Source organism: Robertmurraya sp. FSL W8-0741 (genome assembly GCF_038004005.1).
GTDB lineage: Bacteria > Bacillota > Bacilli > Bacillales > Cytobacillaceae > Robertmurraya > Robertmurraya siralis.
This window is the reverse complement of sequence record NZ_JBBOQG010000001.1, coordinates 3,644,531-3,667,842: the sequence shown is the minus strand read 5'-3', so window position 1 is coordinate 3,667,842 and position 23,312 is coordinate 3,644,531. Positions and strand designations below refer to the sequence as shown.

Genomic DNA, 23,312 nt, shown 5'->3' with positions numbered 1-23,312 from the left:
TAATAATTAAATTGAAACTTCTTGGGCGAAAAGAGTGTCTAATAAAGTAGAAACTTGAGGATTGATGAAGCTTGAAATAAATCTGTTGAATGGAAGGTATTTAAATGAGATACGAAAAACAAAGGCAAAAGAAAAAAAGAAAGTGGAAGGTTGTTCTGCTGCTTCTTTTTCTAAGTATTGCCGGCTTATTAGGATACAGCTATTTGCAATACCAGCAAGGATTGTCCAAATCTCTGGAAAAAGCTGAAAGCAATTCGATATTGCAAAAAGAATATGAGTTTAACGGTAAAAAGGATCGCTATGGAGGAATAAATATCCTGTTGCTAGGTAGTGATTCCCGTGGGGAAGAAAAAGCGCGAACGGATACAATTATGATTGCAAGATATCATCCGGAAGAAGGAACTTATAAGCTGATCTCTATCATGAGAGACTCATTTGTCGATATTCCAGGCTATCAAAAAAATAGAATTAACACAGCATTCGCTCGAGGTGGTCCGGAATTACTTCGAGAAACGATAAAAGAAAGCTTTGATATTGATATCCAATACTATGCCATTATTGATTTTGAAGGATTTGTTCAACTGATAGATGAAGCTTTTCCAAATGGAGTCGAAGTTGATGTTGAAAAGAAAATGTCCCGCAATATTGGGGTTACATTAGAACCAGGCCTTCAACGCTTAGATGGAGAGCACTTGCTTGGCTATGTTCGTTTCCGGTATGATGCGGTTGGTGATTTTGGTAGAGTCGAGCGTCAGCAAAAGGTCGTGAAAGAAATTGGCTCGCAATTAACAAGCATTCAGACAATTCCTAAGCTCCCTAAATTGATTGGCGTTGTGACACCGTTCATTAATACGAATATGGATACAGGTGATATGTTGTATATTGGAAAAGACTTCCTAGCCAAAGAAAATCGTAAAATTGCTTCCTTGCGAATTCCAGTTGATGGAGCGTGGACAGATACTAGAGTTAATGGTGCAGACGTCTTGGAAATTGATTTAGAAAAGAACCGAACTGCAATTCATGAATTCCTTGCAAATTAAAAAGGAGATTTTTAATGGACATCGATGTGCTGAAAGAATGGATAACAAATGAAAATAATATCATGGAGGTCATAGATAAATATCGCTCCTTTGGGCCGTTACCCGGAATATTACTACCAATGATTGAAGCCTTTTTGCCATTTTTGCCTTTGGTGGTCTTTGTAATGGCGAATGCCAATGCCTTTGGTCTTTGGTTCGGTTTTTTATATTCATGGATTGGAGCATCGGTAGGCGCTTTCTTAGTCTTTCTTTTGATACGCCGTTTTGGACAGAAACGTTTTTTAACCTTTTTAAAGAAAAATATAAAAGTTCAAAAACTGATGGCTTGGGTGGAAAAACACGGATTCGGACCGCTGTTTCTGTTGCTCTGTTTTCCTTTTACACCATCCGCAGTCGTAAATATTGTGGCGGGCCTTTCAAAAATTAGTATTTATCAATATATGCTTGCTGTGCTTACTGGGAAAATGGTCATGATTTTTATGATTAGTTTTGTTGGGCATGACCTTCATTCTCTGATTACTCAGCCGATTAGAACGGCTATTGTTGGTGTAGTTATTTTTATTCTTTGGCTGGTTGGAAAGCAGATAGAGCTACGTATAAACAGAAGCGTTGAAAAAGAAAGACAGCATTCATAATGTTTTCGCAAGTATTGGAGGGAGGAATTGCTTTGATAGAGAATGTGAAAAAAGAGGGATTGGAATGGGTGAAAGCAATTGGGATTGGTTTAATCATCTTTGTTTTCATTCGCGCTTTTTTCTTCTCCAATTATGTTGTAGAAGGACGTTCAATGATGCCGACTCTCGAGGACGGTAACAAGCTGATTGTAAATAAAATTGGCTTCCAAATTGGAGATTTAAAGCGATTCGATGTTATTGTTTTTCATGCAAATGAAAAGGAAGATTATGTTAAGAGAGTGATCGGATTACCGGGGGACACGATTGAATATAAAAATGATCAACTCATTATAAATGGAAAAAAGATGGATGAGCCTTATTTAGAAAAACATCGCAATGAAATCCTCACCAAACGATTGACTGAGGATTTTACCTTACAGGAAAGAACAGGAGCTAAGGTTGTTCCAGAGGGAAAGCTGTTTGTTCTTGGAGATAATCGTCTAGAGAGCTGGGACAGCCGCCAAATGGGCTTTATCTCAGTCGATCAAGTAGTAGGAAAAGTGAATTTACGCTATTGGCCGCTTGATCATATGGAGATATCTTTTTAAAATATGCGACAAAAAGAAGCTGTTCAAAAGGTCGTTGGAAGAGGTACTGTACCCCAGAAGTTAGAGTTAAAAATCTAACCTCTGGGGTGCAGTACCAAAAGCGATGCTTTTGAGGAGCCCTCTTTTTTATCGTTTGGTTTTGCTAAACAATATTGTGGATAAAAAGTTTTATTAGCTCAGTTCGTGTGGATTTATTCTTTCGATAAGAATGCTCAATTCCTTTTCTTTTCACCCATTCAATTTTGCACTATGCCTTTGCCCTAATTCCTGTGTTAAAAGGAATCCAAGTATAAGGTTCATTAAAAATAGTCCAATAAGTAAGAGAAGGACATGCTGGAAATTTAGCAGCAAAACAACTGGTGAAGCAATGCTGGCTCCTGTTAAAAGAATAAAGGAATAAAGAGTGAGTGCTTTTGCTCGATGGCTGCCTCCTAAATTGCCAATCAATGTAATGATCGTGGGAATAAGAAGAGAAATTGAGGCAACAAATAGTATCGATAAAACCATGAGAGCAATGAGGCCATGAAAAATGCTCATTGAAATCAAGCTGCATATACTGATGACAAGTCCTGTAAACAGCGTCCTTTCCACACTGAATTTCTCAATCATTTTTCCGGTAAACAGAGATAAAATTGCTCCAGTTAGTCCCACTGTTCGAAGATGAAAAAGCTGCTCAGGTGACCCGCTGAAAAAACGGCCGATTGCATCATAAAGCGAAACGAAAGAAAACAATAAGGTGAAGGTGATCCCATAGCATTTAAGAATGGTTGCATCTTTAAGGAGTGAAGTCATGATGGAAAGGGCGGAGCGATTTTCACGTAACGGTAGTTTAGATGCAGGCAGAATCAGTGCACAGCATAGAAAGAGAATAAAATAGCACATCGCATAAAAATAATAGACAGCGTTCCAAACTGAAAAAGCAGTAATGGTTGAACTGAGCAATTGACCGATGATCCCAGCGAGCAAAAAGCCGGTGTTAATAAAGGCGAGAAGTAGAGTTCTTTTTCTTTCTGAGTAGAGGTCGAATGCCAAGGCAAAAGCTGCTGGGGCAAAGCTTCCAAGCGTTAAACCTTGAAGAGAACGGGCAGCGTATAGACCGATTGCTCCGTCTGCCATCCCGACCATGAGAGTTGAAAAAATGGAAGCGAACATCCCGGCAATGATGATATTCCGTCGTCCAAATTGGTCAGAAGCAGGACCAAAACAGAGGAGTCCAATCGCATAAAAGAGGGAAAATAGACTCCCGGCAAGAACAGCGTGATTTTCATTAATTTGTAAAGTTTGTGAAACATTTTCGTAAATCGGGATTAATGTATAAATATTGCTGGCTACAAAGATTCCGGTAATGGTTAGCAAAATTGCTGTTAATTTCAACCGGACTTTCACAATAATCACCACCTATCCCACCATATGCTACAGTGAATGTTTTCGTAAGTTGTATAAGGGGAAGAACATTATTTTAAGGTAAAACCGTTATAGGTAAGAAAGGTCCCGTTGAGATTTAAACCAGCGTAGACATTCCACATATTGTCCCCAGGTATGAGGATAGGAGTTCTTCTACTTTTAAAATCTTCTCCAATTGTTGATTTCGATGGTGGATTCCGCAGCCAAGGATTGAATAGAATTTGAGATAATCTTCCGGAACTCCTAGGCAGCGAAATTGAATATCTGGATGTTATTCTTCCATATATCGATAAGGATGAAAAAATTTCCATTTTTTATACAAATGATCGTGTGTATTTTTTCGAATGCACTCTCTTCATAATGAAAATTCGTTGTGACGTATTAATGGGGGAAATGATTCACAAATTTATAATTTTACTTCGAATTGCCTCCGCTTAAAATGGATCTTGAATTCCTTTCATAATATGATTAGTAGTATGCTTAACTATGATAGAGGAAAAACGAGGTGCGTAGTACAATGACAGAGGGCTGTTATCGCAAAGAAATTAGCGCAGGGTTGGAAGTTGAAATTGTCCTAAAGAAAGATCAACGGACAGGAATATTAACAAAAGGAACGGTAAAAGACATTTTGACTAATTCCTCCTATCATCCCCACGGAATTAAAGTTCGATTAGTGGACGGACAGGTGGGAAGGGTAAGGAAAGTGAATTCAAGCGACTAAATAAACATCGCTAGAGCGCAAATATTTATAGTAGTTATCGCACATGTAAATAAAAAATCTCTCTTTTTACGTTGAATTACTAAAAATGGGAGATTTTTTATTTCAGTGAAGGCTTTGTTAAACAACGAAACGAGCCAAAAGTCAACACCGACATATAACAAAGCCTTGTTGAAAGATACCATCCAGAGTGGGATCCAATAAGGGAGAAAAAGAAGTGGAAAAAGCTAGGCATATGCACAATCTGTGTCTTCCTGCAAAAGCCCGAATATGCTCTCTGAATTAATGAAAAAAGTGTCAGTAATTCAAGCCGAAAAAATCCATTGTTTTATGGTAAGATGTGAGTAGTCTTCAGTAGTGAAATGGTTAAGTAAGGCTTTTTTTGGGAGGTTAAGAAATGTCTATCAGAATGTTAATAGGTAGAGCTGGAACAGGGAAAACAACTTACTGTATTAATGAGATGCAGGAAAAAATGAAAAATGAGCCAAATGGAGATCCGCTCATTTATTTAGTACCTGAGCAAATGACATTTCTATCAGAATATAAATTACTATCGACATCTGATTTAGGTGGGATGATCCGAACACAAGTTTATAGCTTTTCTCGACTAGCTTGGAGAATTCTTCAAGAGACGGGTGGGATAAGCCGTTATCATATTAATAGCGTCGGTGTCAGCATGTTGATTCGAAAAATAATCGAGGACAAAAAAGAGCAGTTAACATTGTTTGAAAAAGCGGCAGATAAAACAGGATTTATTGAGCAATTGGAAAAACTGTTAACTGAATTTAAACGCTATTTGATTAAGCCGGAAGATTTAGCAGAACGGCACTTATCAGCAGATGATGCAAGTGAAAAAGTGCTCAAGGATAAACTTCATGATTTAGAAATTATTTACGAAGCATTTGAAGATGCGTTGTTAAATAAATATATAGATTCAGAGGACTATTTGCGCTTATTAGGAGAGCAGATTGCTTCCTCCGCATATTTACAAGATGCGACGATTTATATCGATGGCTTCTATAGCTTTACACCGCAAGAATACATGATTATTGAACAGTTGATGAAGCATAGTAAAGATATGACCATTGCATTAACATTAGATCGGCCATTTCATCATGAAGCTCCCGATGAGCTTCATCTTTTTCGGATGGCTGGAGAAACGTGCCAGACTCTCTACGAAATGGCAAAAGTTGAAGGGGTGCATGTGGAGGAGATTCTATTCCAAGAGCAAGTTAGATTGACAAATGATTCTTTAAAACATTTAGAATCTTTTTTTGAACAGAGACCGACTGTTTCGTTCGAAGGGACGCCATTGGTGCATTTGGCACAGGCTGTTAATCGAAGAGCGGAAGTTGAGGGAATAGCAAGAGCTATTCGCAAGCTTGCGAGAGAAGAGAATTATCGCTACCGTGATATTGCCATTTTGCTAAGAAATGGGCAACAATACTATGATCTGATTGAAAATATATTTGCGGACTATGATATTCCTGTCTTTATTGACCAAAAAAGAACGATGTTAAATCATCCGCTAATTGAGCTTATTCGCTCAAGTCTTGAAGTGATTAACGGATTTTGGAGGTATGAACCTGTCTTTCGAGCAGTAAAAACGGAGCTTCTTTTCCCAGAAGGAGGCGATGTGTATAGACTGCGGGCGCAGATGGATCAACTGGAAAATTATGTGTTGGAACATGGCATTCAAGGTAAGAAGTGGATGCAAAAGGAACGCTGGACATACCGACGATTTAAAGGATTAGAGCTGGAAGCATTTGCTCAAACTGATGCGGAAAAGGAAAAAGAAGAGGAACTCAATGGGTTGAAGAAGATGATCTCAACACCAATTCAACGATTGGCAAAGAGATTCGCCAAAGCGAGAACAGGAAGAGAGCTCTGTGCAGCACTATATTACTTTTTAGAAGAACTTCATATTCCGGCGAAGTTGGAACAATGGAAATTACAAGAAGAAGAGGCTGGGAATTTAGTCCGAGCAAGGGAGCATGATCAGGCGTGGAACGGAATGATTGATCTTCTCGATCAATTTGTGGAAATGCTAGGAGATGAAGAGATTTCTTTGAAGAAGTTTGCCACGATTCTTGATGCGGGGCTGGAATCACTTCGATTCTCTCTTGTACCGCCGTCTATCGATCAAGTGTTAGTAGCAGATCTTGAGAAATCGAGATTAACCGAGATCAAGGCTGCTTTTGTAATTGGGTTGAATGACGGAGTTCTGCCGGCCAAATTTTCTGAGGAAGGGCTGATTGCAGATGAGGAAAGAGAGAGGTTAGCAGTAAAGGGAATTGAAATTGCTCCGAGTAGTCGAAAGAGATTGCTAGATGAAGAATTTCTTGCGTATAATGCTCTGACAACAGCATCTGAACGCCTATTTGTGAGCTATCCTTTGGCCAATGATGATGGAAAGGCCTTAATGCCTTCATTGTATATTAATAGGTTGCTGGAAATTTTCCCTCACATTCAGTCACATCACTATATTCAAGAAATTTCCGAGCTTCCTGAACTGGAGCAAATAGACTATATCTCTCATGAAGAGACAAGCCTGTCTTTGTTAACTGGACAACTTCAGCAGCAAAAGCGGGGCTATCCTATTTATGATATTTGGTGGGATGTCTATAACTATTATGTAGGAAATGTAAAGTGGAGAGAGCGGGCTAAAAAAGTTCTGCAGAGCTTAAATTACAAAAATGAATCGACTCAACTTTCTGAAGATACGAGCAAGGAGCTATATTCAGAAGTGATTCAAGGAAGTGTGTCACGGATGGAGCTTTTTTCTGCCTGTCCGTTTTCCCATTTTGCCCAACACGGCTTGAAGCTCAGAGAAAGACAGGTCTTTCGCTTAGAGGCTCCGGATATTGGGGAATTATTTCATGGTGCCCTAAAATATATAGTCGAGACAGTAATGGCGAGTGAAAAATCATGGGAGCGGATGACTCAGATGGAAATCGAGCAGCTGGCAAAGGAAGCGGTTGAACTTTTAGCGCCGAAACTGCAGCATGAAATATTATTAAGCTCGAATCGCCATCATTATATAAAAAGAAAATTAGCAGAGATAATTAAGAGAGCCTCGCTCGTCTTGCAGGAGCATGCGAAAGCGAGCGGTTTTGCACCTGTCGGCCTTGAGCTTGGTTTTGGACCGAAGCAAAAGCTGCCGCCGTTGAAATTTTCCTTGCGAAATGGAACAAAGATGGAGCTTATTGGTCGAATTGACCGCATTGATAAGGCGGAGGATGAAAACGGAGTATACTTAAGGATTATGGATTATAAATCAAGTGCAAAAGATGTCAATTTAAATGAAGTATACTACGGATTATCACTGCAAATGTTAACCTATCTCGATATTGTTGTAGCGAATTCGAAAGCGTTAATTGGCAAAGAAGCGGACCCGGCTGGAGTCCTCTATTTTCACGTCCACAATCCGATCGTCAACACAAGCAAAATGCTCACTTTGGACGAGCTTGATAACCAGTTGTTTAAAAAATTTAAAATGAATGGTTTATTGCTGGGTGAAGAAAAAATTATTCGCTTGATGGATAGAACCGTCGATACAGGTGATTCTGCTATCATCGCAGCGGGGATAAAAAAAGACGGAACACTTACGAAGCGTTCAAAGGTGGCAAGCCATGAGGAATTTGAGCAGCTAAGACGCTTTGTTCGCAAGTATTACGTGAAAACAGGAAATGCAATCGCAGGTGGAGATGTGAAAATTGCCCCCTATAAACTAAAGGAGCGCAAGCCTTGTACATTTTGCTCCTTTAAATCGGTTTGTCAATTCGATGAATCGTTAGAAGCGAATGACTATCGCAATCTATCATCCTATTCTAAAGAGGAAATTTTGCAGATGATGAGACAGGAGGAGGAAATCGATGAAGATACCAACTAAACCGGTGGAAGCAACGTGGACAGACGACCAATGGAAGGCAATATGGGCGAGCGGTCAGGATATTCTTGTTGCGGCAGCGGCTGGTTCGGGGAAGACGGCAGTTCTTGTAGAACGGATGATCAATAAGATCATTTCAACCGCTGAGCCAATTGACGTGGACGAGCTATTAGTTGTAACCTTTACGAATGCCTCTGCTGCTGAGATGAGACATCGAATTGGAGAAGCATTAGAAAAAGCCATTAGTGATAATCCTTCTTCAAAGCATTTACGTAAACAGCTTAGTTTACTAAATAGGGCCTCTATCTCAACTCTCCATTCCTTTTGCTTGGAAGTCATTCGCAAATATTACTATCAAATTGATGTTGATCCGGGTTTTCGCATTGCCGATGAAACAGAAGTACAATTGTTAAGAGATGAAGTGATGGAGGAGCTTTTTGAGAATGAATATGGCAAGAAGGAAAATGAGGCCTTTTTTGAACTGGTAGATACTTTTTCCAATGATCGCAGTGATGTTGCCCTTCAGGATATTATCCGTGAGATTTACGATTTTGCCCAATCCAATCCTTCTCCACATGCTTATTTGCGATCGTTGAAGGAAATGTATGAGGTGGCTGAGGGAACAACAATTGAAGATCTGCCATTTGCCGATGTGCTCCTTTTTGATATCGAGCTGCAGTTAAAAGGAGCAAAGGAGCTCTTAGAAAATGGCTTGGAATTAACAAAGCTGCCTGGTGGTCCTTCCCCAAGGGTTGAGAATTTCATCGATGATATTCGCATCGTTGATAGTCTCCTGACAGCGAAGGAAATATCGTGGGAAGAGCTTTATTTTCGCATGCAGGCAGAATCTTTTTCAAGGGCAAAGACATGCCGGGGGGATGAGTTTGATAAAAATCTGCTTGAAAGAGCACAAAAGCTGCGCGATAAGGCGAAAAAAATCGTTCAAACGATAAAAGATGAATTGTTTTCCAGAAGGCCTGAGAGCTTTATTCGAGATATAAGAGAAATGGCGCCCCATATTCACACCCTCGTTCAGTTAGTGGAAAGCTTTGCTGCCCGCTTCGCTGAAGTGAAGAAGGAAAAGGGATTAGTTGATTTTGCTGATTTAGAACATTTATGCCTGCAAATCCTGTCGGCGGAAGGAGGAAAACTGCTTCCTTCTGAAGCGGCTATTTCATATCGCAATCAGTTTAAAGAGGTTTTTGTCGATGAGTATCAGGATACAAATATGGTTCAGGAGGCTATTCTTCAGCTCGTTACAAAAGATGGGGAAAAAAGCGGGAATATGTTTATGGTGGGGGATGTGAAACAATCTATCTATCGTTTCCGCCTCGCTGAACCGAACCTGTTTTTAGGAAAATATTTGCGGTTTACTACTGATGGAGAACACACTGGATTAAAAATTGATCTAGCGCGCAACTTTCGCAGTCGCAAAGAAGTATTGGACGGAACAAACTTCCTTTTTAAACAGCTCATGGGAAAAACAGTCGGTGAGATTGAGTATGATAAAGCGGCGGAGCTCGTACAAGGTGCAAGCTATCCAGAAAGCGAACATCCAATTGAGTGGCTCTTGATTGAACAGGAAGGAAAAGATGACGCTGATTCTGAGGCGGATGAGCCAGATGTGCTACAGTTTGATGATGTTGAGTTGGAACAATCACAATTAGAAGCCCGAGTAATGGCTGATAAGATTAAGCAAATGGTTGTGAAGAGAAAAGAAATTTACAATGGAAAAACAAAATCGACTCGGCCGATCCAATATCGTGATATCGTAATTTTACTCCGTTCAATGACATGGGCGCCACAAATTATTGAAGAGTTTAAAGAAGCGGGAATTCCCGTATATGCCAATCTTTCGACTGGATATTTTGAGGCGACTGAGGTTTCGATCATGATGTCGCTGTTAAAAATTATTGATAATCCATATCAAGATATTCCATTAGCAGCGGTACTACGTTCTCCAATCATCGGTTTGAATGAAGAGGAGCTGGCACAAGTGCGCCTTCAAAAAAAGCATGGTTCCTTTTACGAAGCACTCGTGTCTTTTTGTCAAGAGAGAGCAGCAGAGGGAACAGAAGAAATCCAAGAAAAGCTGATACCCTTTATCGAGCGCTTGCACGGCTGGAGAAAGAAAGCCCGGCAAGGGGCTTTAGCTGAGTTAATATGGCAATTATATCGCGATACAAAATTTTACGATTTTGTTGGTGGACTCCCTGGGGGAAAACAGCGTCAAGCTAATTTACGCGCCCTCTATGATCGAGCCCGACAGTATGAGAATACTTCGTTTCGAGGTCTGTTCCGCTTTCTTCGCTTTATTGAAAGGATGACTGAGCGGGGAGATGATCTTGGAGCTGCGCGTGCCTTAGGCGAGCAAGAAGATGTTGTGCGCATCATGACAATTCATAGCAGTAAAGGTTTGGAGTTTCCGGTGGTGTTTGTTGCGGGAACAGCACGCCAGTTTAATATGATGGACCTGCGAAAACCGCAAATGCTTGATAAAGATCTTGGATTTGCGACAAAGTATATTAATGCGAAGAAACGAATTTCATATCCTTCCCTTCCGCAGCTTGCTTTTAAAAAGAAAAAGAAGCTGGAAATGCTTGCTGAAGAAATGAGGGTGCTTTATGTGGCGCTCACGCGAGCGAAGGAAAAATTATTTTTATTATCATCTGTAAAGGAACTAGATAAAAAAATTGCGGACTGGGAAAAGTCATTGTCAAATAAAGGATGGCTTTTAAAGGAGTATGAACGCGCTGCGGCGAAAAGCTATTTAGACTGGATTGGTCCAGCATTGATTAGACATCGGGATGCGGACATATTGCGTGGAATTGAAAGCACTGATAAGTTGGTGCCAGCTGAAATTTATGAGCACTCTTCCTCTTGGAAAATTGAGTTTATGAAAGCGAATGACTTAATTGTGAGAGAAAAGGAAAAGCTCCCCGATGAGAATGATTTGATGGGGCGTGTCTATCAAGGGCTTACTGTTGAGATAGAGTCAAACTGGAAGGAAGAAATCAAAAAAAAATTAACATTTCAGTATCCTTTTAAGGAAGCTGCCATGCATCGTTCAAAACAGTCGGTTTCAGAGATGAAACGTCAATGGGAAATGATTGATGAGGAGAGTGGAAAAGATTTGCTCTCATTTTCTAAACCAATCCTTAATCGTCCTCGATTCATGCAGGAAAAAACGATTACTCCTGCAGAAAGAGGAACGGCAATGCATATGGTGATGCAGCATGTCAATTTAGCAGCGGACATCACAGTTTCCTCCGTTATAGCTCAGCTTGAAGAGATGGTGGCCAAGGAATTGCTAACCGAAGAGCAGAAGCAAGTGATCGATGTAGAACAAATTGTGAAGTTTTTTACGACAGAGCTAGGGGAACGGATGCTGCACGCAGATTTCTTAAACAGAGAGATCCCGTTCAATGCCGTTTTTCCTGCAAGTGTTGTTTATCCGAACTGGATTGGTGATAATGAACCGATTCTTGTGCAAGGAATTATCGATTGTGCGTTTGTTGACGCAGCTGGCTTAGTTCTTGTCGATTACAAGACGGACGCGATTCAAGAGCGCTATCAAGGTGGTTTTGAACAAGCAAGACCAATTCTTGAGGAACGTTATCGCGTCCAGCTTAATCTTTATGCTCAAGCATTGGAACAAATTTTGCAAAAAGAAGTGACAGAACGCTATTTATTTTTCTTCGATGGTGGTCATGTTTTAAAACTTTAAATGAAAGTTGTGGCTATCGGCATGAGTGCCCTAACGAAATCGAATATGCCGAATTTTCAACAGCAAATCGTCTAAATAATATCTCCCCTTAAAACAAAAAAACAGTCCTCAATTCAGCTTGAGGACTGTTTCTATTTGGAGGTTTACAAACTTGAAAGCAAAATTTTTTAACTCGTGCGGATGGTGAGTTTTGCAGCCGTTCCGGCTTTTGTGAACGAAGCCTAGTAGTGTGCAGATGCTTTTTCGTTCTTTCGCCCATTTATTTGGTCCGATTTGAATCAACTGATATGCTTTAAAAATCAACAATATCTATGAAGAAATGCCTTAATTGTTTCCTACCAAAGGCTGATCGACAAGGTTTGTATCGAGAGTATTGCTGGCGCTTATGAGATTGTTAGTAATAATAAAGCCGCCAGTATTACCAGCCCCCGAGCCCGACATCGATTTTGAAGCGCTCTTCGGAGAGATGAAGAGAGAATCTCCAAATTGAAGCACTCCTCCTCCTAAATTAATTACTTGAACAGGTCCTACAATTGCAGGCATACTAAAACACCCTTTTCTAATGGAGTAAAACATCCCTAATTTAAATGCCTATTAAAATATTATGCTTTTTTGCCAATAATGTTACTCAATTGCGGGGGTGAAGATGGCGGATATGCTTGATCCTAGACTCCATATTGATATTTTTCGTGTTTCCAATATGGATAACTGAAGATGTGGACACCCCTGTTATATCGAGAAATCCCACCTTAATGATAGGATGAATCGAGTTTGTCTCAAAGGTCACATTTTCGAAAATGGGCTCCATTGGAATCGCTTCTGTAAAAATATCGAAATCAGAGAACCTGATTTCATTGCTAAAAAAAGTTTGACGCTCACGCTGCAAAGCGATTGCACGAGAAAAAGCTTGAATTTGTGAAGAATCTCCGATTTCGAAAGTGGAGACGATCGATAAAGAATTGATGATAATACGATCAACAACAGAGGTTCTCTTGTTCAGCATTCCGTTACCCCTGTGGATTCAGTGGCACAAATGGACCGATAATCAGTGATTCTGCAGGGGTGTCAAAAATGGATGAGAGTTGTATCGTTTCTGCATCCCCAATTAGAACAATTGACGAGCTGGAGACAGCTTCTACTTGCATGTTGCCAACTTGAAGCTCTTCATTATAAATTTGTAAATTCATATCATTCATCATCCTTTCGAGTAGATTCTTTTGATAAATTATTTAGAAAAACAAAAACAGCACTTCCAATATCCTTTTTCATTTGTTCAACAATTCCATCTGTCATTTTTTGTGACGCTTCAGCACTTCGCTCTTTTTCGGGAATTTGGGCAAGATAATGATCGAGCCGGCCGGGAAGCTGCTTTTTAATATCATTTTTTATAAAGTCAATATAAGAATCATCCACATTTATTTGCAATTGCTCTTCGTATTCTTTAATGAGAGAGTTCAAGTCTTTGTCTAAGTACTCCTCAATTTTTTGCTCAAGCTCCCTAAGTGGTTTCCATTTAGTTTTCATAGGAAAAGAAGTGGATATATTTTTATTTTGGACTTCGAAATCTTCTATTCCTTCTGGATTGGCTGGATTTAAGCCGATATTTAAAGTTCCTTCTAAGGTTTCGACCTTTAATTGGTCGAATTTATATTCGATTGTTCCCACCTGAACAGGCGGTTGGGCCCGAACATCTTTGAGTTCATCAGATAAACCCTTTACTTTTTTCTCTAACTCAACAATTCTTTTATCTTGGGCTTCCACAAAGCGGTGCAACTTTTCTAAATATGAGTAGTATTCACGGTTCATAGCATTCCAGCACCACCTGCTGGAGGGGCTAATGGGACGGAAGGAACATGGAGATAGTCTGTTTCAATTTCTTCTGGTTTAAGCGGAATGGGGGCTGGTTCTGTAAACCCACCCGTATTATATAAATGACTTGACGGTTTAATAATCCCCGCACTGCCGATTTGCAGGACACAGGAATTGGCAAGACTTCCGATCCGAAAATTATTTATTACAATTGATTGTTGAATGTTAAAATTCATAAAATCACACCTTTAAGTTCTTCTAACTGTTGAAAAGGATACTTTGATCAGCGACATCCTGATCGAACGTATTGGTAGAGCTGTAGTTGTTGTGAACCTCTAATACATCTCCCGTATTAAATGAGCCTGCACCTGCAAAAGTCTTTACAGAAGCAATGGGCATGATTTTGTAGACATCTCCAATATTAAAAACAGAGCTTGTTCCAATTGCATTGACTTGGGCAATCCCAACAATGGCTGGCATAGGCAACATCCTTTGTAATTAGGTTTCCTCTTTTATCGTATGAATTTCTGGGGCAAATGTGATGAAATCGCCTAAGATGAAAAAGTAAAATCCCGCTTATAGGTAAAAGGTGGTGGGCGAGCCATACAAAAGATCATGATAGAATGATAATATCTTCAGTCTAGGAGAGAAAAAGCGGAAATAAAATAGAACGGAGAGCGGAACATTTAATTGCCCTTCAAAACAGGCAGTTGAGAATGTAGATGATGAAGTGGGTTTTTTAGAAGCACATTGGGGCACGAGCGGGATTCTTCCATTATATTTGAAAATTGCATGTCCATATACTTCCATCTATAATCGAAGATATAACAATTTTAAAGGAGCTATAATGGATACTTCAAAAACTAATAGAATTATATCTTTAGATATGATGAGGGGATTTTCCATTTTCGGAATATTTCTTGTCAATATGCTGTCCTTTCATTCACCTATGCTTTATTTGAACCCTGCTACCTGGTGGGGATCACCGCTCGATAAGGGAAGCTATGCTTTGATTGACATTTTTGCACAAGGGAGCTTTTATCCCCTCTTTTCTTTACTGTTTGGCTATGGATTAGTTCTTCTTTATGAAAGAACGGTAGGAAGAGGGAATGCATTTGCGCCAATTGCATTTCGGCGTTTAGGTGTCCTGCTGGTGTTCGGAATGGTTCATGCCTTTTTTATTTGGCATGGAGACATTTTGATCAATTATGCGGTGTTTGGCTTTCTTTTCTTACTTTTCATAAGGGGATCAGGCGTGGGAATGACTATAACAGGTGGACTTATGTGGTTTATCCCCCAACTTATTTTCTGCTTTTTATTGATTATTACTGCATTATTCATGCCAGAGTTAGAGTCGTCTATTTATCAGGTAGAGATGGCAAAATATTCGATTGAAGTGTATCAAAGTGGAAGTTTTGCAGAGATTTTCTCTCAAAGATGGAATGATTGGTCTATGGTCAATAATTTAGGCAACGGTATTATTATGTTGTTTTCAATCTTTCCATTCTTTTTAATCGGAGGAGGCGCTGCCAAACTCAAATGGATGGAAAGGGTAACAGAACTGCGAAGGCCATTGACGGTAAGTTTTTTCCTTTTCTTTTTTCTTGGCTTGTTTCTGAAGCTTTGTCCGTACATCTTTCAAGGCGGTCTTGCTTTTGAATATATTCAAGACACCTTTGGCGGACCATTGCTCGCCATTGCCTATGCGCTTGCCATTGCTTTAGTTGCAGATACGATAAGAGGAAAAAGGCTGCTCCGTTTTTTAGCGCCTGTAGGACAAATGTCGTTAAGTAATTATTTGTTTCAGTCATTAATCTCAACAACGCTTTTCTACTCTTATGGATTTGGACTTTATGATCAAATATCCGTTTTTTCTGGCTCGCTTCTTGTTATCGTTATTTTTGCAGTGCAAGTTATTTTTAGTTCATACTGGATGAAGACGCATCAATTTGGTCCGATGGAATGGGTGTGGAGAAGTGCTACATATCAGAAATGGCAGAGATGGAAAAAATAATTAATGGAGGATGAGAGAATGAAATTTGTTACAGCACAGGATGAGGAAGGGGTTTTTGTTGGCATTATTGAGGAAGGAGAAAAGCGAGTTCTTCCATTAAACCGCAGAGAAAACGATTTACCAGAGACACTTGAAGAATGTATTGCTACATCAGGGTTTTTTGAACAAGCGATTTCTATCTATCAGCAGGCTAAAGCAGCTGCTGATGAACAGTTTATCAACTTAGAGGCGGTCACTCTTTTAGCACCGATTCCAAGACCGAAAAAAAATATCTATTGTGTTGGAAAAAACTATGCAGAGCATGCTATTGAGATGGGGAGTAAGGACGATATTCCGCAGCATATAATAGTCTTTACGAAAGCGCCGACAACAGTAATCGGTCCGAATGAGCGAGTTTTGCATCATCGCGATATAACTGAACAATTAGATTATGAGGGTGAATTAGCTGTTATCATTGGAAAAAAAGGGACAAAAATAAATAGAGAAGATGCTTTAAACTATGTATTTGGCTATACAATTATTAATGACGTGACAGCGAGAGATTTGCAATCAAAGCATAAGCAATACTTCATTGGAAAAAGCCTTGATACTACTTGCCCAATGGGGCCGTGGATCGTGCATGCATCAGCGCTGGGAAACCCTAATTCACTTAATATTGAAACGCGCATCAATCATGAAATTAGACAGCAATCAAACACTGAAAATTTCATTTTTCCAGTGGAAGAAATCATTTCTGTTCTTTCTCAAGGAATGACTTTGGAGCCGGGAGATATCATCGCTACTGGTACTCCTTCAGGGGTTGGGAAAGGCTTTAAACCGCCTCGTTTTTTAAAAGCGGGAGACGAAATGGCCGTAACGATTGAAAAAATTGGAACACTGATTAATCATATACAAGCTGAGTGAGAGAGGTTTTAAAAATTCGTTGAGACGAACCTTCTCATTTACTATTTCCAATGTAAATATGATAAGATATTCACGAACTTAACCTGAGGAGGAGCGCACATGTCAATACATATTCATGTTACAGCATGGGTTTTAACACTAGTTCTATTTTTCATTGCTTTTGGACTTCAAAAGGCTGGAAAAGAAAAGGGACAAAAAATTGTCCACATGATTTTACGTCTGTTTTATTTAATCACTTTTGCAACAGGTGGAATGTTTGTTCATTATTTAATATCTTCGTATTTAGTTGAGACGATCTTAAAAGTATTGTCTGGTATTCTCGTTATTGGCTTTATGGAGATGGTTCTCGTACGTACAAAAAAGGGAAAGACAACGACTGTATTTTGGGTTTTATTCTTACTCTCGCTTATTTCCGTTCTTTATTTAGGCTACAGCTTACCAATGTAAATGGGTGAATAAATCAACAAAATATCGACAAAATTCTGAAAAAAGCTGTCCAATTGGCAGCTTTTTCTTTATTTTCAATTTAACCTTTTCATCAAATGTGGTATTTTAAAAGAGACTATTCAAGCTATTTAGTATAAGTAATATAGAAAACGTCTAGGTGGTTTCTATGATAAAAACTATTTCTTATATGTATAAAAATGCAAACGAATTAACAAAGTTCATTGAAGATCACGCACTATATGAATACCCGAATATTTTTATACAGTTGTTTGCCAATTCAGCCGTTAAAGAAGAGGTTGGCGCTATTCAGAAATGCCTTCGTGCAGAGCTTCCAGTTGCACATGTTTTAGGCTGTACTGCTACGGCTGCCATCCAAAATGGACGGACGGTTGAAGAACAAATCAGCATTAACTTTACTATTTTCGAAAGGACTGAGCTTCACTCCTCATTGTTTCTTTTTAATGACTATGGTGATGTGAATGAGATGGGGAAAATGCTCGCTGATATGCTTACGAGATTTGATACAAGAGCACTCATTTTATTTTCCACAAATCATTGTGAAGAGCTAGCTGCAGTTCTAAACTGTTTTTATCATGAAAATCCTGATGTAATAGTAGCCGGCGGTGTCGCCACAGGTGATCATCTGTATCCTGAAGGCTTTGTTTTTTATGGGGATGAAGAAAGCAATCATGGGATTGTAGCGATATCATTGAACAATCCAGATCTACAAATGGAAACATTTGTAAATTATGAACTTCAGGAAATAGGGAAATCTTTTACTATTACAAAAGCGAGCGGAAATATCATTTACGCCATTGACAAGAAAAAACCACTTCAAATTATCCAGCGTTATTTAGGAAAGGCTTTTATTGAGGATATTGAGACGTTAAAAGAAGAGTTTTTGTTTATGCTAGATACCAAAGGAAAGAAAAAGGTGATGAGGATATCGAAAATCCTCGAAAGTGGAGCTATAGAAATGAATCATCCTCTTGTTGAGGGAGACAAGCTAGTTTTCGCTTATGCGGATTTACCAACAATCGTGGATAAGTCTGTTCGAGAAATGAAAGCATTAGGAAAGAGAAATATGGAGGCAATTTTTACTTTTAATTGTTTCTCAAGAAAAAGGATTTTACATGGGTTTGCTGATGAAGAGCTGCGAATCCTCCACTTACAGGCACCAACAAATGGATTTTTTGCCAATGGGGAGATCGCCATTGCCGACGGAATCCCGAAATTGATTGGTCAGTCTTTTACTTATTTAGCTTTGGCAGAAAATAAAGTACAGCGCAAGAAAAAGAACATGGCAATGGATTATGACATTTCTGACTCATTGAAAACAGTCGCGACGTTAACTCATTTAATGAAAGCGTCTCAAGATGATATTAAGGATTTGAATGCGCATCTCCGAATTTCTGAGCAATATTATCGCTCACTCTTTGATAATAATGCAGATATTGTCTATTCAACAGATTTATCAGGGAATTTCACTAGTGTAAACGCCTCTTTTGAAAAAATGTTCGGATATAAGGAGGAAGAACTACTCGGAAAATCAGCGTTAAAGTATATTAATAGAGATGATATTGCAAGGGTCCGCTTGCACTTCTTTCGGGCCATTAAAGGGAGAGAACAATATTATAATATTGAAATTAACTCAAAGTCGGGAGAAAAGAACCTTTTTCACATTAAGAACATTCCGATTACGATAAACGGTGAATGCGTTGGGATCTACGGTATTGGTCGCAATATTACGGAACAAAAGAAAATTGAAGACCGAATTGTTCAGCTCGCCTATTTTGATCAGGACACCGGGCTGCCGAATCGAATTAAATTTACAGAGAAGCTTAGTGAAACATTGCAAAGAGCAAAAAAGAAAAAACGGCAAATCGCTGTATTGGCAATTGATCTTGACCGCTTTAAGATGATTAATGATAGCCTCGGACATGACGCAGGTGATGAAATTTTAAAGGAAATTAGTGAACGAATTCAAGATGCCATTCCAAGCGGTGCTTATTTAGGAAGATTTAGTGGAGATAAGTTTAATTTACTTCTTTCTAAAAATGTTGATATGGAAGAAATTATCAAAGTGGCTAAAATGATTTTGCGCAAGGTGACAGATCCAATTCATTATTCTGAGAAGGAGTTTTACATTACCGCGAGCATCGGGATCAGCCTTTTTCCTAATGATGGGAAGGATGAAATAACATTGCTAAAAAATGCGGATATTGCCATGAATCGGGGCAAATATCCGGGAGGAAATCGAATTACTCTCTATTCTAAAAAAATGAATGAAGAAGCTTTTAAACGGCTGGAGCTGGAGAGTTATTTACGAAAAGCGCTGCAAAAACAAGAATTTTTTCTTTGTTATCAACCGTTAATTGATCTGAAAACTGGCAAGCTCTACGGAAGTGAGGCGCTTATTCGCTGGAATCATCCTGTCCTTGGGCTCGTTCCACCAGGAGAGTTTATTCCATTGGCAGAAGAAACAGGGTTAATTGAGGAAATTGGAAGCTGGGTGTTGAAAACAGCTTGTAAACAAAATAAACAATGGCAAAATTTAGGGATGGAAGGGTTAACGGTTTCTGTCAATGTGTCGGCAAATCAATTTCAGCAAACCAAATTTGTGAAAGAAGTGAAAAGGGCATTAGCGGATGCGAAGCTCGAACCGAAGTATTTAACGCTCGAATTAACAGAAAGTACAATGCTTCGCAATATTGATCATAGCATTGAAGTGATGAAATCTTTGCAGGAATTAGGGGTTCGTGTTTCAATTGATGATTTTGGCACTGGTTATTCATCGTTAAGTTATTTAAAAGATCTCCCGATTAACACTTTAAAAATTGATCGTTCTTTTATCAATAACTTAAGTCTTGAAACAACGGATATTGCCATTGTTAAGGCCATCATAACAATGGGGTACGGACTTGCCGTCAAGGTTGTGGCTGAAGGGGTAGAAACAGAAGAACAAATCAAGCTTCTTAAGGATTTAAAATGCCATTACGCCCAAGGCTTTTATCTTCATCAACCGCTGACAGCCGTTGATTTTGAAAAAGTGCTGTTGGCAAAGTCGATCTCATAGGAGCGTATAAAGCTGCACGTATCAAAAGGCGTCCATAATTAGGACGCCTTTAGTTAAGAAGATAATTTCTCAATGATCGTTCTTTTTCCATTATTTAATGTGAATTCGAATCGGTCATTTTTCTTTTCATAATAGCAGAAATGGTGCTGAATGCTGCAAATGTCTTCTTGGTTGTCAAAAATAATGAAATTGACCCCTTCTTTGCGATCTTCTCCTTTCAAAAAAGTTAGATGATTATAGCAGTAAATACAATCATAAACTGAAAAATGAAGCGAGTTTAAATGGGTGATGAATTGGTAAAAGGCGTCGTCAGATATTTCTTCTAGTAGTCGTTCCAGCGAATAAATGAGGTTTTTTCGGATTCGAAGAGTATCACTGCTTTTAAGAAGGAGAATTTCGTCTGCCATTGCCATCTTCCCATCTTCAAATAAAACTCCTTTTCTCCAACGAGAATGTCGCAGCACTTCAAGCTCTTGATGCAAATATTCTTCTAAAAGGGAAGCTTCCTCAGATTCATTTTCAAAAAAGACCCATTGGTCATTAATATACTCAATTGTGCCTTCAATATAGGCACGAATTTGGAACTCAATTAGTTTGGATCGTTGCTGTCTATTCATCGTTAACCTCCAAAAATAATTACTGCAGTCATCATAGCAATTGATACGAAGTACCAAGGCTTTCTTACATTGCCTTTAATCGTTAAAAAGGATCTGCTCAACATTCTTTCTAGACATTTTCCATTTATTTTAAACTTGCAAGGCCCTGCTTTTTTTAAAGTTAATTATTTTTGTCTGAAGCTTAGGACAATTAACCAATTTTTGAGCCCAGCATATGATGTTTACACGTACATTGTGAAATGCTGCTCTTAAAGAAGTAGCTTTGTAAAACAGAATTGATGAGAAATCGATTTTTGACTTATTTCGTGTGAAACCCTGGTTTCGCGCGCCTTTCAGTTATACTGAAAGGTCTTCTTATTCCATGAAACGTTAGGTGCAATCTCATTTGTCTCTATCGATTTATGGAATGAGGGAGAAAATGAGTTAAAAATTAACATCGATATTTAACAAAGCTAAAGAAATAAAAGGACACACGTTCAGCTTAGAAAGGATGATGACAATGTGTGGAATTACCGGATGGGTTGATTTTCACCGCAACCTCTCAAATGAAAAAGACACGCTCGAAAAAATGACAGAGACACTGGCGAAACGAGGTCCAGACGATACAAATATATGGACAGACACACATGTTGGTTTTGGACATAAGCGGTTGATCGTTGTCGATGCAGAGGGTGGCAAACAGCCGATGGTACGTACGAAAAGTGGCAACCGCTACATCATTTGTTACAATGGTGAGCTCTATAATACGGAAGACATTCGCAAAGAACTCCTAATAAAAGGATATTCGTTTCAAGGTCATTCTGATACAGAAGTTCTGGTATCTGCCTATATGGAATGGGAAGAAAAATGCGTTGATTTTTTAAATGGGATTTTTGCCTTTGCGATTTGGGATGAAAATAAACAGCAGCTCTTTATTGGAAGAGACCGCTTAGGTGTGAAGCCATTGTTTTTTTCAGAGCATCATAAGGGGTTAATTTTTGCTTCGGAAATAAAGGCACTTCTTGCACATCGGGAAATGAAGACAGAGATAGATCGGGAAGGTTTGTCAGAAATATTCGCACTAGGACCATCAAGATCCCCAGGAAGTGGTGTTTTTAAAGGTATACTTGAATTAAGACCGGCCCATGCTTTAACCCTTTCAGCGAGTAACGGTTTGAAGATTTGGCGTTACTGGAATGTGAAAAGTGAGAAGCACGAGGACACAATCGACGAAACGGTTGAAAAAGTACGTTTCCTATTTAAAGATGCGGTTGAGCGCCAGCTTGTTTCCGATGTCCCACTGTGCACATTTTTATCAGGGGGCGTCGATTCAAGTGCGATTACGGCCATTGCGGCGCTCGAATATGAGAAAACGGGAAAAGGTCCTTTGCATACTTTTTCAATCGATTATGAGGGGAATGAACAATTTTTCAAAGCGAATGAATTTCAACCAAATTCAGATGCGGTTTTTATAAAGCAGATGACGCAGGAATTTAACACCATCCATCATAATTATGTGATTACCCAAGAAGAGCTAGCGCAATTTTTAAAAGAGTCTGTTCAAGTCCGCGATTTGCCAGGAATGGCTGATATTGATTCCTCATTATTATGGTTTTGTCGCGAGATAAAAAAAGAATTTGTTGTCGGTTTGTCTGGGGAATGCGCTGATGAAATCTTTGGCGGCTATCCATGGTTTCATCGCCCAGAAGATCTGCAAAGAGAAGGATTTCCTTGGATGCGCTCCATTCATGAGCGCCAAAGTTTATTACAAGAAAAATGGCAAAAAAAATTAAGTTTACGAGATTATATGATGGAAAAATTCAATGCGACAGTCGCAGAAACTCCAAGGCTCGATGGAGAAAATTCTTTGGAAGCTGGAAGAAGAGAGCTTTTTTACTTAAATATGATCTGGTTTATGACCACTTTACTAGATCGAAAGGATCGCATGAGCATGGGGGCAAGCCTGGAGGTACGCGTTCCTTTTGCGGATCATCGATTGGTTGAATATGTGTGGAACATCCCATGGGAAATGAAGATGTACGGAAACAGGGAAAAAGGCTTACTCCGTAAAGCGTTGGAAGGTATTTTACCGCATGATGTATTGTATCGGAAAAAAAGTCCTTATCCAAAAACGCATAATCCGAAATACACAAAAGAAGTTCAAAATTTATTAACAGACATTATGAAAAACCGTGGCACCGTTCTCTATGAATTTTTCAATGAAGAAAAACTGAAAGCAATAATTGCTTCTGAGGGTGCCGCTTTTAAAGAACCATGGTTTGGTCAGTTAATGACAGGGCCGCAGCTTCTTGCCTATTTAGTACAGCTCCATTATTGGTTTGAAGAATACAATATTCAGCTTGTGGAATAGTTGTACGTTCCGTATGAAAAGGTTCATGAGGACACACTCTGGCGAAAAAAGCAAAACGATGTCCACATGAAGGGTCCATGAGGACACCCTCAAGCG

General features: G+C 39.2%; 19 protein-coding genes. 11 read left to right on the top strand and 8 right to left on the bottom strand.

Translation table 11 applies throughout. The features are described from left to right. The first annotated feature begins 104 nt into the window (after positions 1-104). Genes NST02_RS17705 through lepB form a run of 3 tightly spaced genes read left to right on the top strand, consistent with a single transcriptional unit; the run spans position 105 to position 2,262 of the window. The gene (locus NST02_RS17705) at positions 105-1,040 is read left to right on the top strand and encodes an LCP family protein (RefSeq protein WP_095309925.1); all 936 of its coding nucleotides are present in this window, start codon (positions 105-107) and stop codon (positions 1,038-1,040) included. Positions 1,041-1,054: 14 nt separating this feature from the next. Beyond that, positions 1,055-1,675 (top strand): TVP38/TMEM64 family protein, encoded by a 621-nt coding sequence (locus NST02_RS17700; protein ID WP_095309927.1) that lies wholly within the window; start codon positions 1,055-1,057, stop codon positions 1,673-1,675. Positions 1,676-1,707: 32 nt separating this feature from the next. Continuing rightward, a complete protein-coding gene (gene lepB / locus NST02_RS17695) occupies positions 1,708-2,262 on the top strand; it encodes a signal peptidase I (RefSeq protein ID WP_137743597.1) in 555 nt (184 codons plus the stop codon). Positions 2,263-2,490: 228 nt separating this feature from the next. On the opposite strand, the gene NST02_RS17690 is transcribed toward lepB, so the two are convergent. Next, complete coding sequence (locus tag NST02_RS17690) at positions 2,491-3,648, bottom strand: MFS transporter (RefSeq protein ID WP_095309931.1); 1,158 nt, start codon at positions 3,646-3,648, stop codon at positions 2,491-2,493. Between the two features lie 535 nt (positions 3,649-4,183). Between NST02_RS17690 and NST02_RS17685 the strand changes: the two genes are divergently transcribed. The 3 genes from NST02_RS17685 to addA all read left to right on the top strand — a co-directional run bounded on the left by NST02_RS17685 (position 4,184) and on the right by addA (position 12,000). Next, positions 4,184-4,387, top strand: a complete 204-nt coding sequence (locus NST02_RS17685) for a YwbE family protein (protein WP_095309933.1) — start codon at positions 4,184-4,186, stop codon at positions 4,385-4,387. A 394-nt stretch (positions 4,388-4,781) separates the two neighbouring features. Beyond that, on the top strand, positions 4,782-8,276 hold the full coding sequence (gene addB / locus NST02_RS17680; protein ID WP_340949356.1) for a helicase-exonuclease AddAB subunit AddB: 3,495 nt from the start codon (positions 4,782-4,784) through the stop codon (positions 8,274-8,276). Continuing rightward, positions 8,260-12,000 carry a helicase-exonuclease AddAB subunit AddA gene (gene addA / locus NST02_RS17675; protein WP_340949355.1) on the top strand — a complete coding sequence of 1,247 codons (3,741 nt, stop codon included), beginning with the start codon at positions 8,260-8,262 and terminating at the stop codon, positions 11,998-12,000. The genes addB and addA overlap by 17 nt, the downstream gene beginning before the upstream one ends. A gap of 324 nt (positions 12,001-12,324) precedes the next feature. Here addA and NST02_RS17670 read toward each other — a convergent pair whose 3' ends face one another. From NST02_RS17670 to NST02_RS17645, 6 genes are all read right to left on the bottom strand, one after another. Then, positions 12,325-12,543, bottom strand: coding sequence for a spore germination protein (locus tag NST02_RS17670; RefSeq protein ID WP_137743594.1), 219 nt, complete (start codon positions 12,541-12,543; stop codon positions 12,325-12,327). Between the two features lie 85 nt (positions 12,544-12,628). Continuing rightward, positions 12,629-13,003, bottom strand: coding sequence for a spore germination protein GerPE (locus NST02_RS17665; RefSeq protein WP_170943573.1), 375 nt, complete (start codon positions 13,001-13,003; stop codon positions 12,629-12,631). Positions 13,004-13,007: 4 nt separating this feature from the next. Further along, positions 13,008-13,187 (bottom strand): spore gernimation protein GerPD, encoded by a 180-nt coding sequence (locus NST02_RS17660; RefSeq protein ID WP_095309939.1) that lies wholly within the window; start codon positions 13,185-13,187, stop codon positions 13,008-13,010. A gap of 1 nt (position 13,188) precedes the next feature. Next, positions 13,189-13,806, bottom strand: a complete 618-nt coding sequence (gene gerPC, locus NST02_RS17655; RefSeq protein ID WP_095309941.1) for a spore germination protein GerPC — start codon at positions 13,804-13,806, stop codon at positions 13,189-13,191. Further along, the gene (locus NST02_RS17650; protein ID WP_095309943.1) at positions 13,803-14,045 is read right to left on the bottom strand and encodes a spore germination protein GerPB; all 243 of its coding nucleotides are present in this window, start codon (positions 14,043-14,045) and stop codon (positions 13,803-13,805) included. Before NST02_RS17650 ends, gerPC begins: the two co-directional genes overlap by 4 nt. Before the next feature lie 22 nt (positions 14,046-14,067). After that, positions 14,068-14,289 (bottom strand): spore germination protein, encoded by a 222-nt coding sequence (locus tag NST02_RS17645; protein WP_095309945.1) that lies wholly within the window; start codon positions 14,287-14,289, stop codon positions 14,068-14,070. A gap of 367 nt (positions 14,290-14,656) precedes the next feature. Here NST02_RS17645 and NST02_RS17640 point away from each other — a divergent pair, with 367 nt between their 5' ends. From NST02_RS17640 to NST02_RS17625, 4 genes are all read left to right on the top strand, one after another. Continuing rightward, positions 14,657-15,823, top strand: a complete 1,167-nt coding sequence (locus NST02_RS17640) for a DUF418 domain-containing protein (protein ID WP_340949352.1) — start codon at positions 14,657-14,659, stop codon at positions 15,821-15,823. An 18-nt stretch (positions 15,824-15,841) separates the two neighbouring features. Beyond that, positions 15,842-16,726, top strand: a complete 885-nt coding sequence (locus tag NST02_RS17635) for a fumarylacetoacetate hydrolase family protein (RefSeq protein ID WP_340949351.1) — start codon at positions 15,842-15,844, stop codon at positions 16,724-16,726. A gap of 99 nt (positions 16,727-16,825) precedes the next feature. Beyond that, on the top strand, positions 16,826-17,173 hold the full coding sequence (locus tag NST02_RS17630; protein WP_150914643.1) for a YisL family protein: 348 nt from the start codon (positions 16,826-16,828) through the stop codon (positions 17,171-17,173). A 166-nt stretch (positions 17,174-17,339) separates the two neighbouring features. Next, positions 17,340-20,249 carry a bifunctional diguanylate cyclase/phosphodiesterase gene (locus NST02_RS17625; protein WP_340949350.1) on the top strand — a complete coding sequence of 970 codons (2,910 nt, stop codon included), beginning with the start codon at positions 17,340-17,342 and terminating at the stop codon, positions 20,247-20,249. 53 nt (positions 20,250-20,302) lie between these two features. Here NST02_RS17625 and NST02_RS17620 read toward each other — a convergent pair whose 3' ends face one another. Further along, positions 20,303-20,866 (bottom strand): DUF2777 domain-containing protein, encoded by a 564-nt coding sequence (locus NST02_RS17620; RefSeq protein WP_095309955.1) that lies wholly within the window; start codon positions 20,864-20,866, stop codon positions 20,303-20,305. Between the two features lie 499 nt (positions 20,867-21,365). Between NST02_RS17620 and asnB the strand changes: the two genes are divergently transcribed. Further along, the gene (gene asnB / locus NST02_RS17615) at positions 21,366-23,216 is read left to right on the top strand and encodes an asparagine synthase (glutamine-hydrolyzing) (RefSeq protein ID WP_340949349.1); all 1,851 of its coding nucleotides are present in this window, start codon (positions 21,366-21,368) and stop codon (positions 23,214-23,216) included. Positions 23,217-23,312 lie beyond the last annotated feature (96 nt).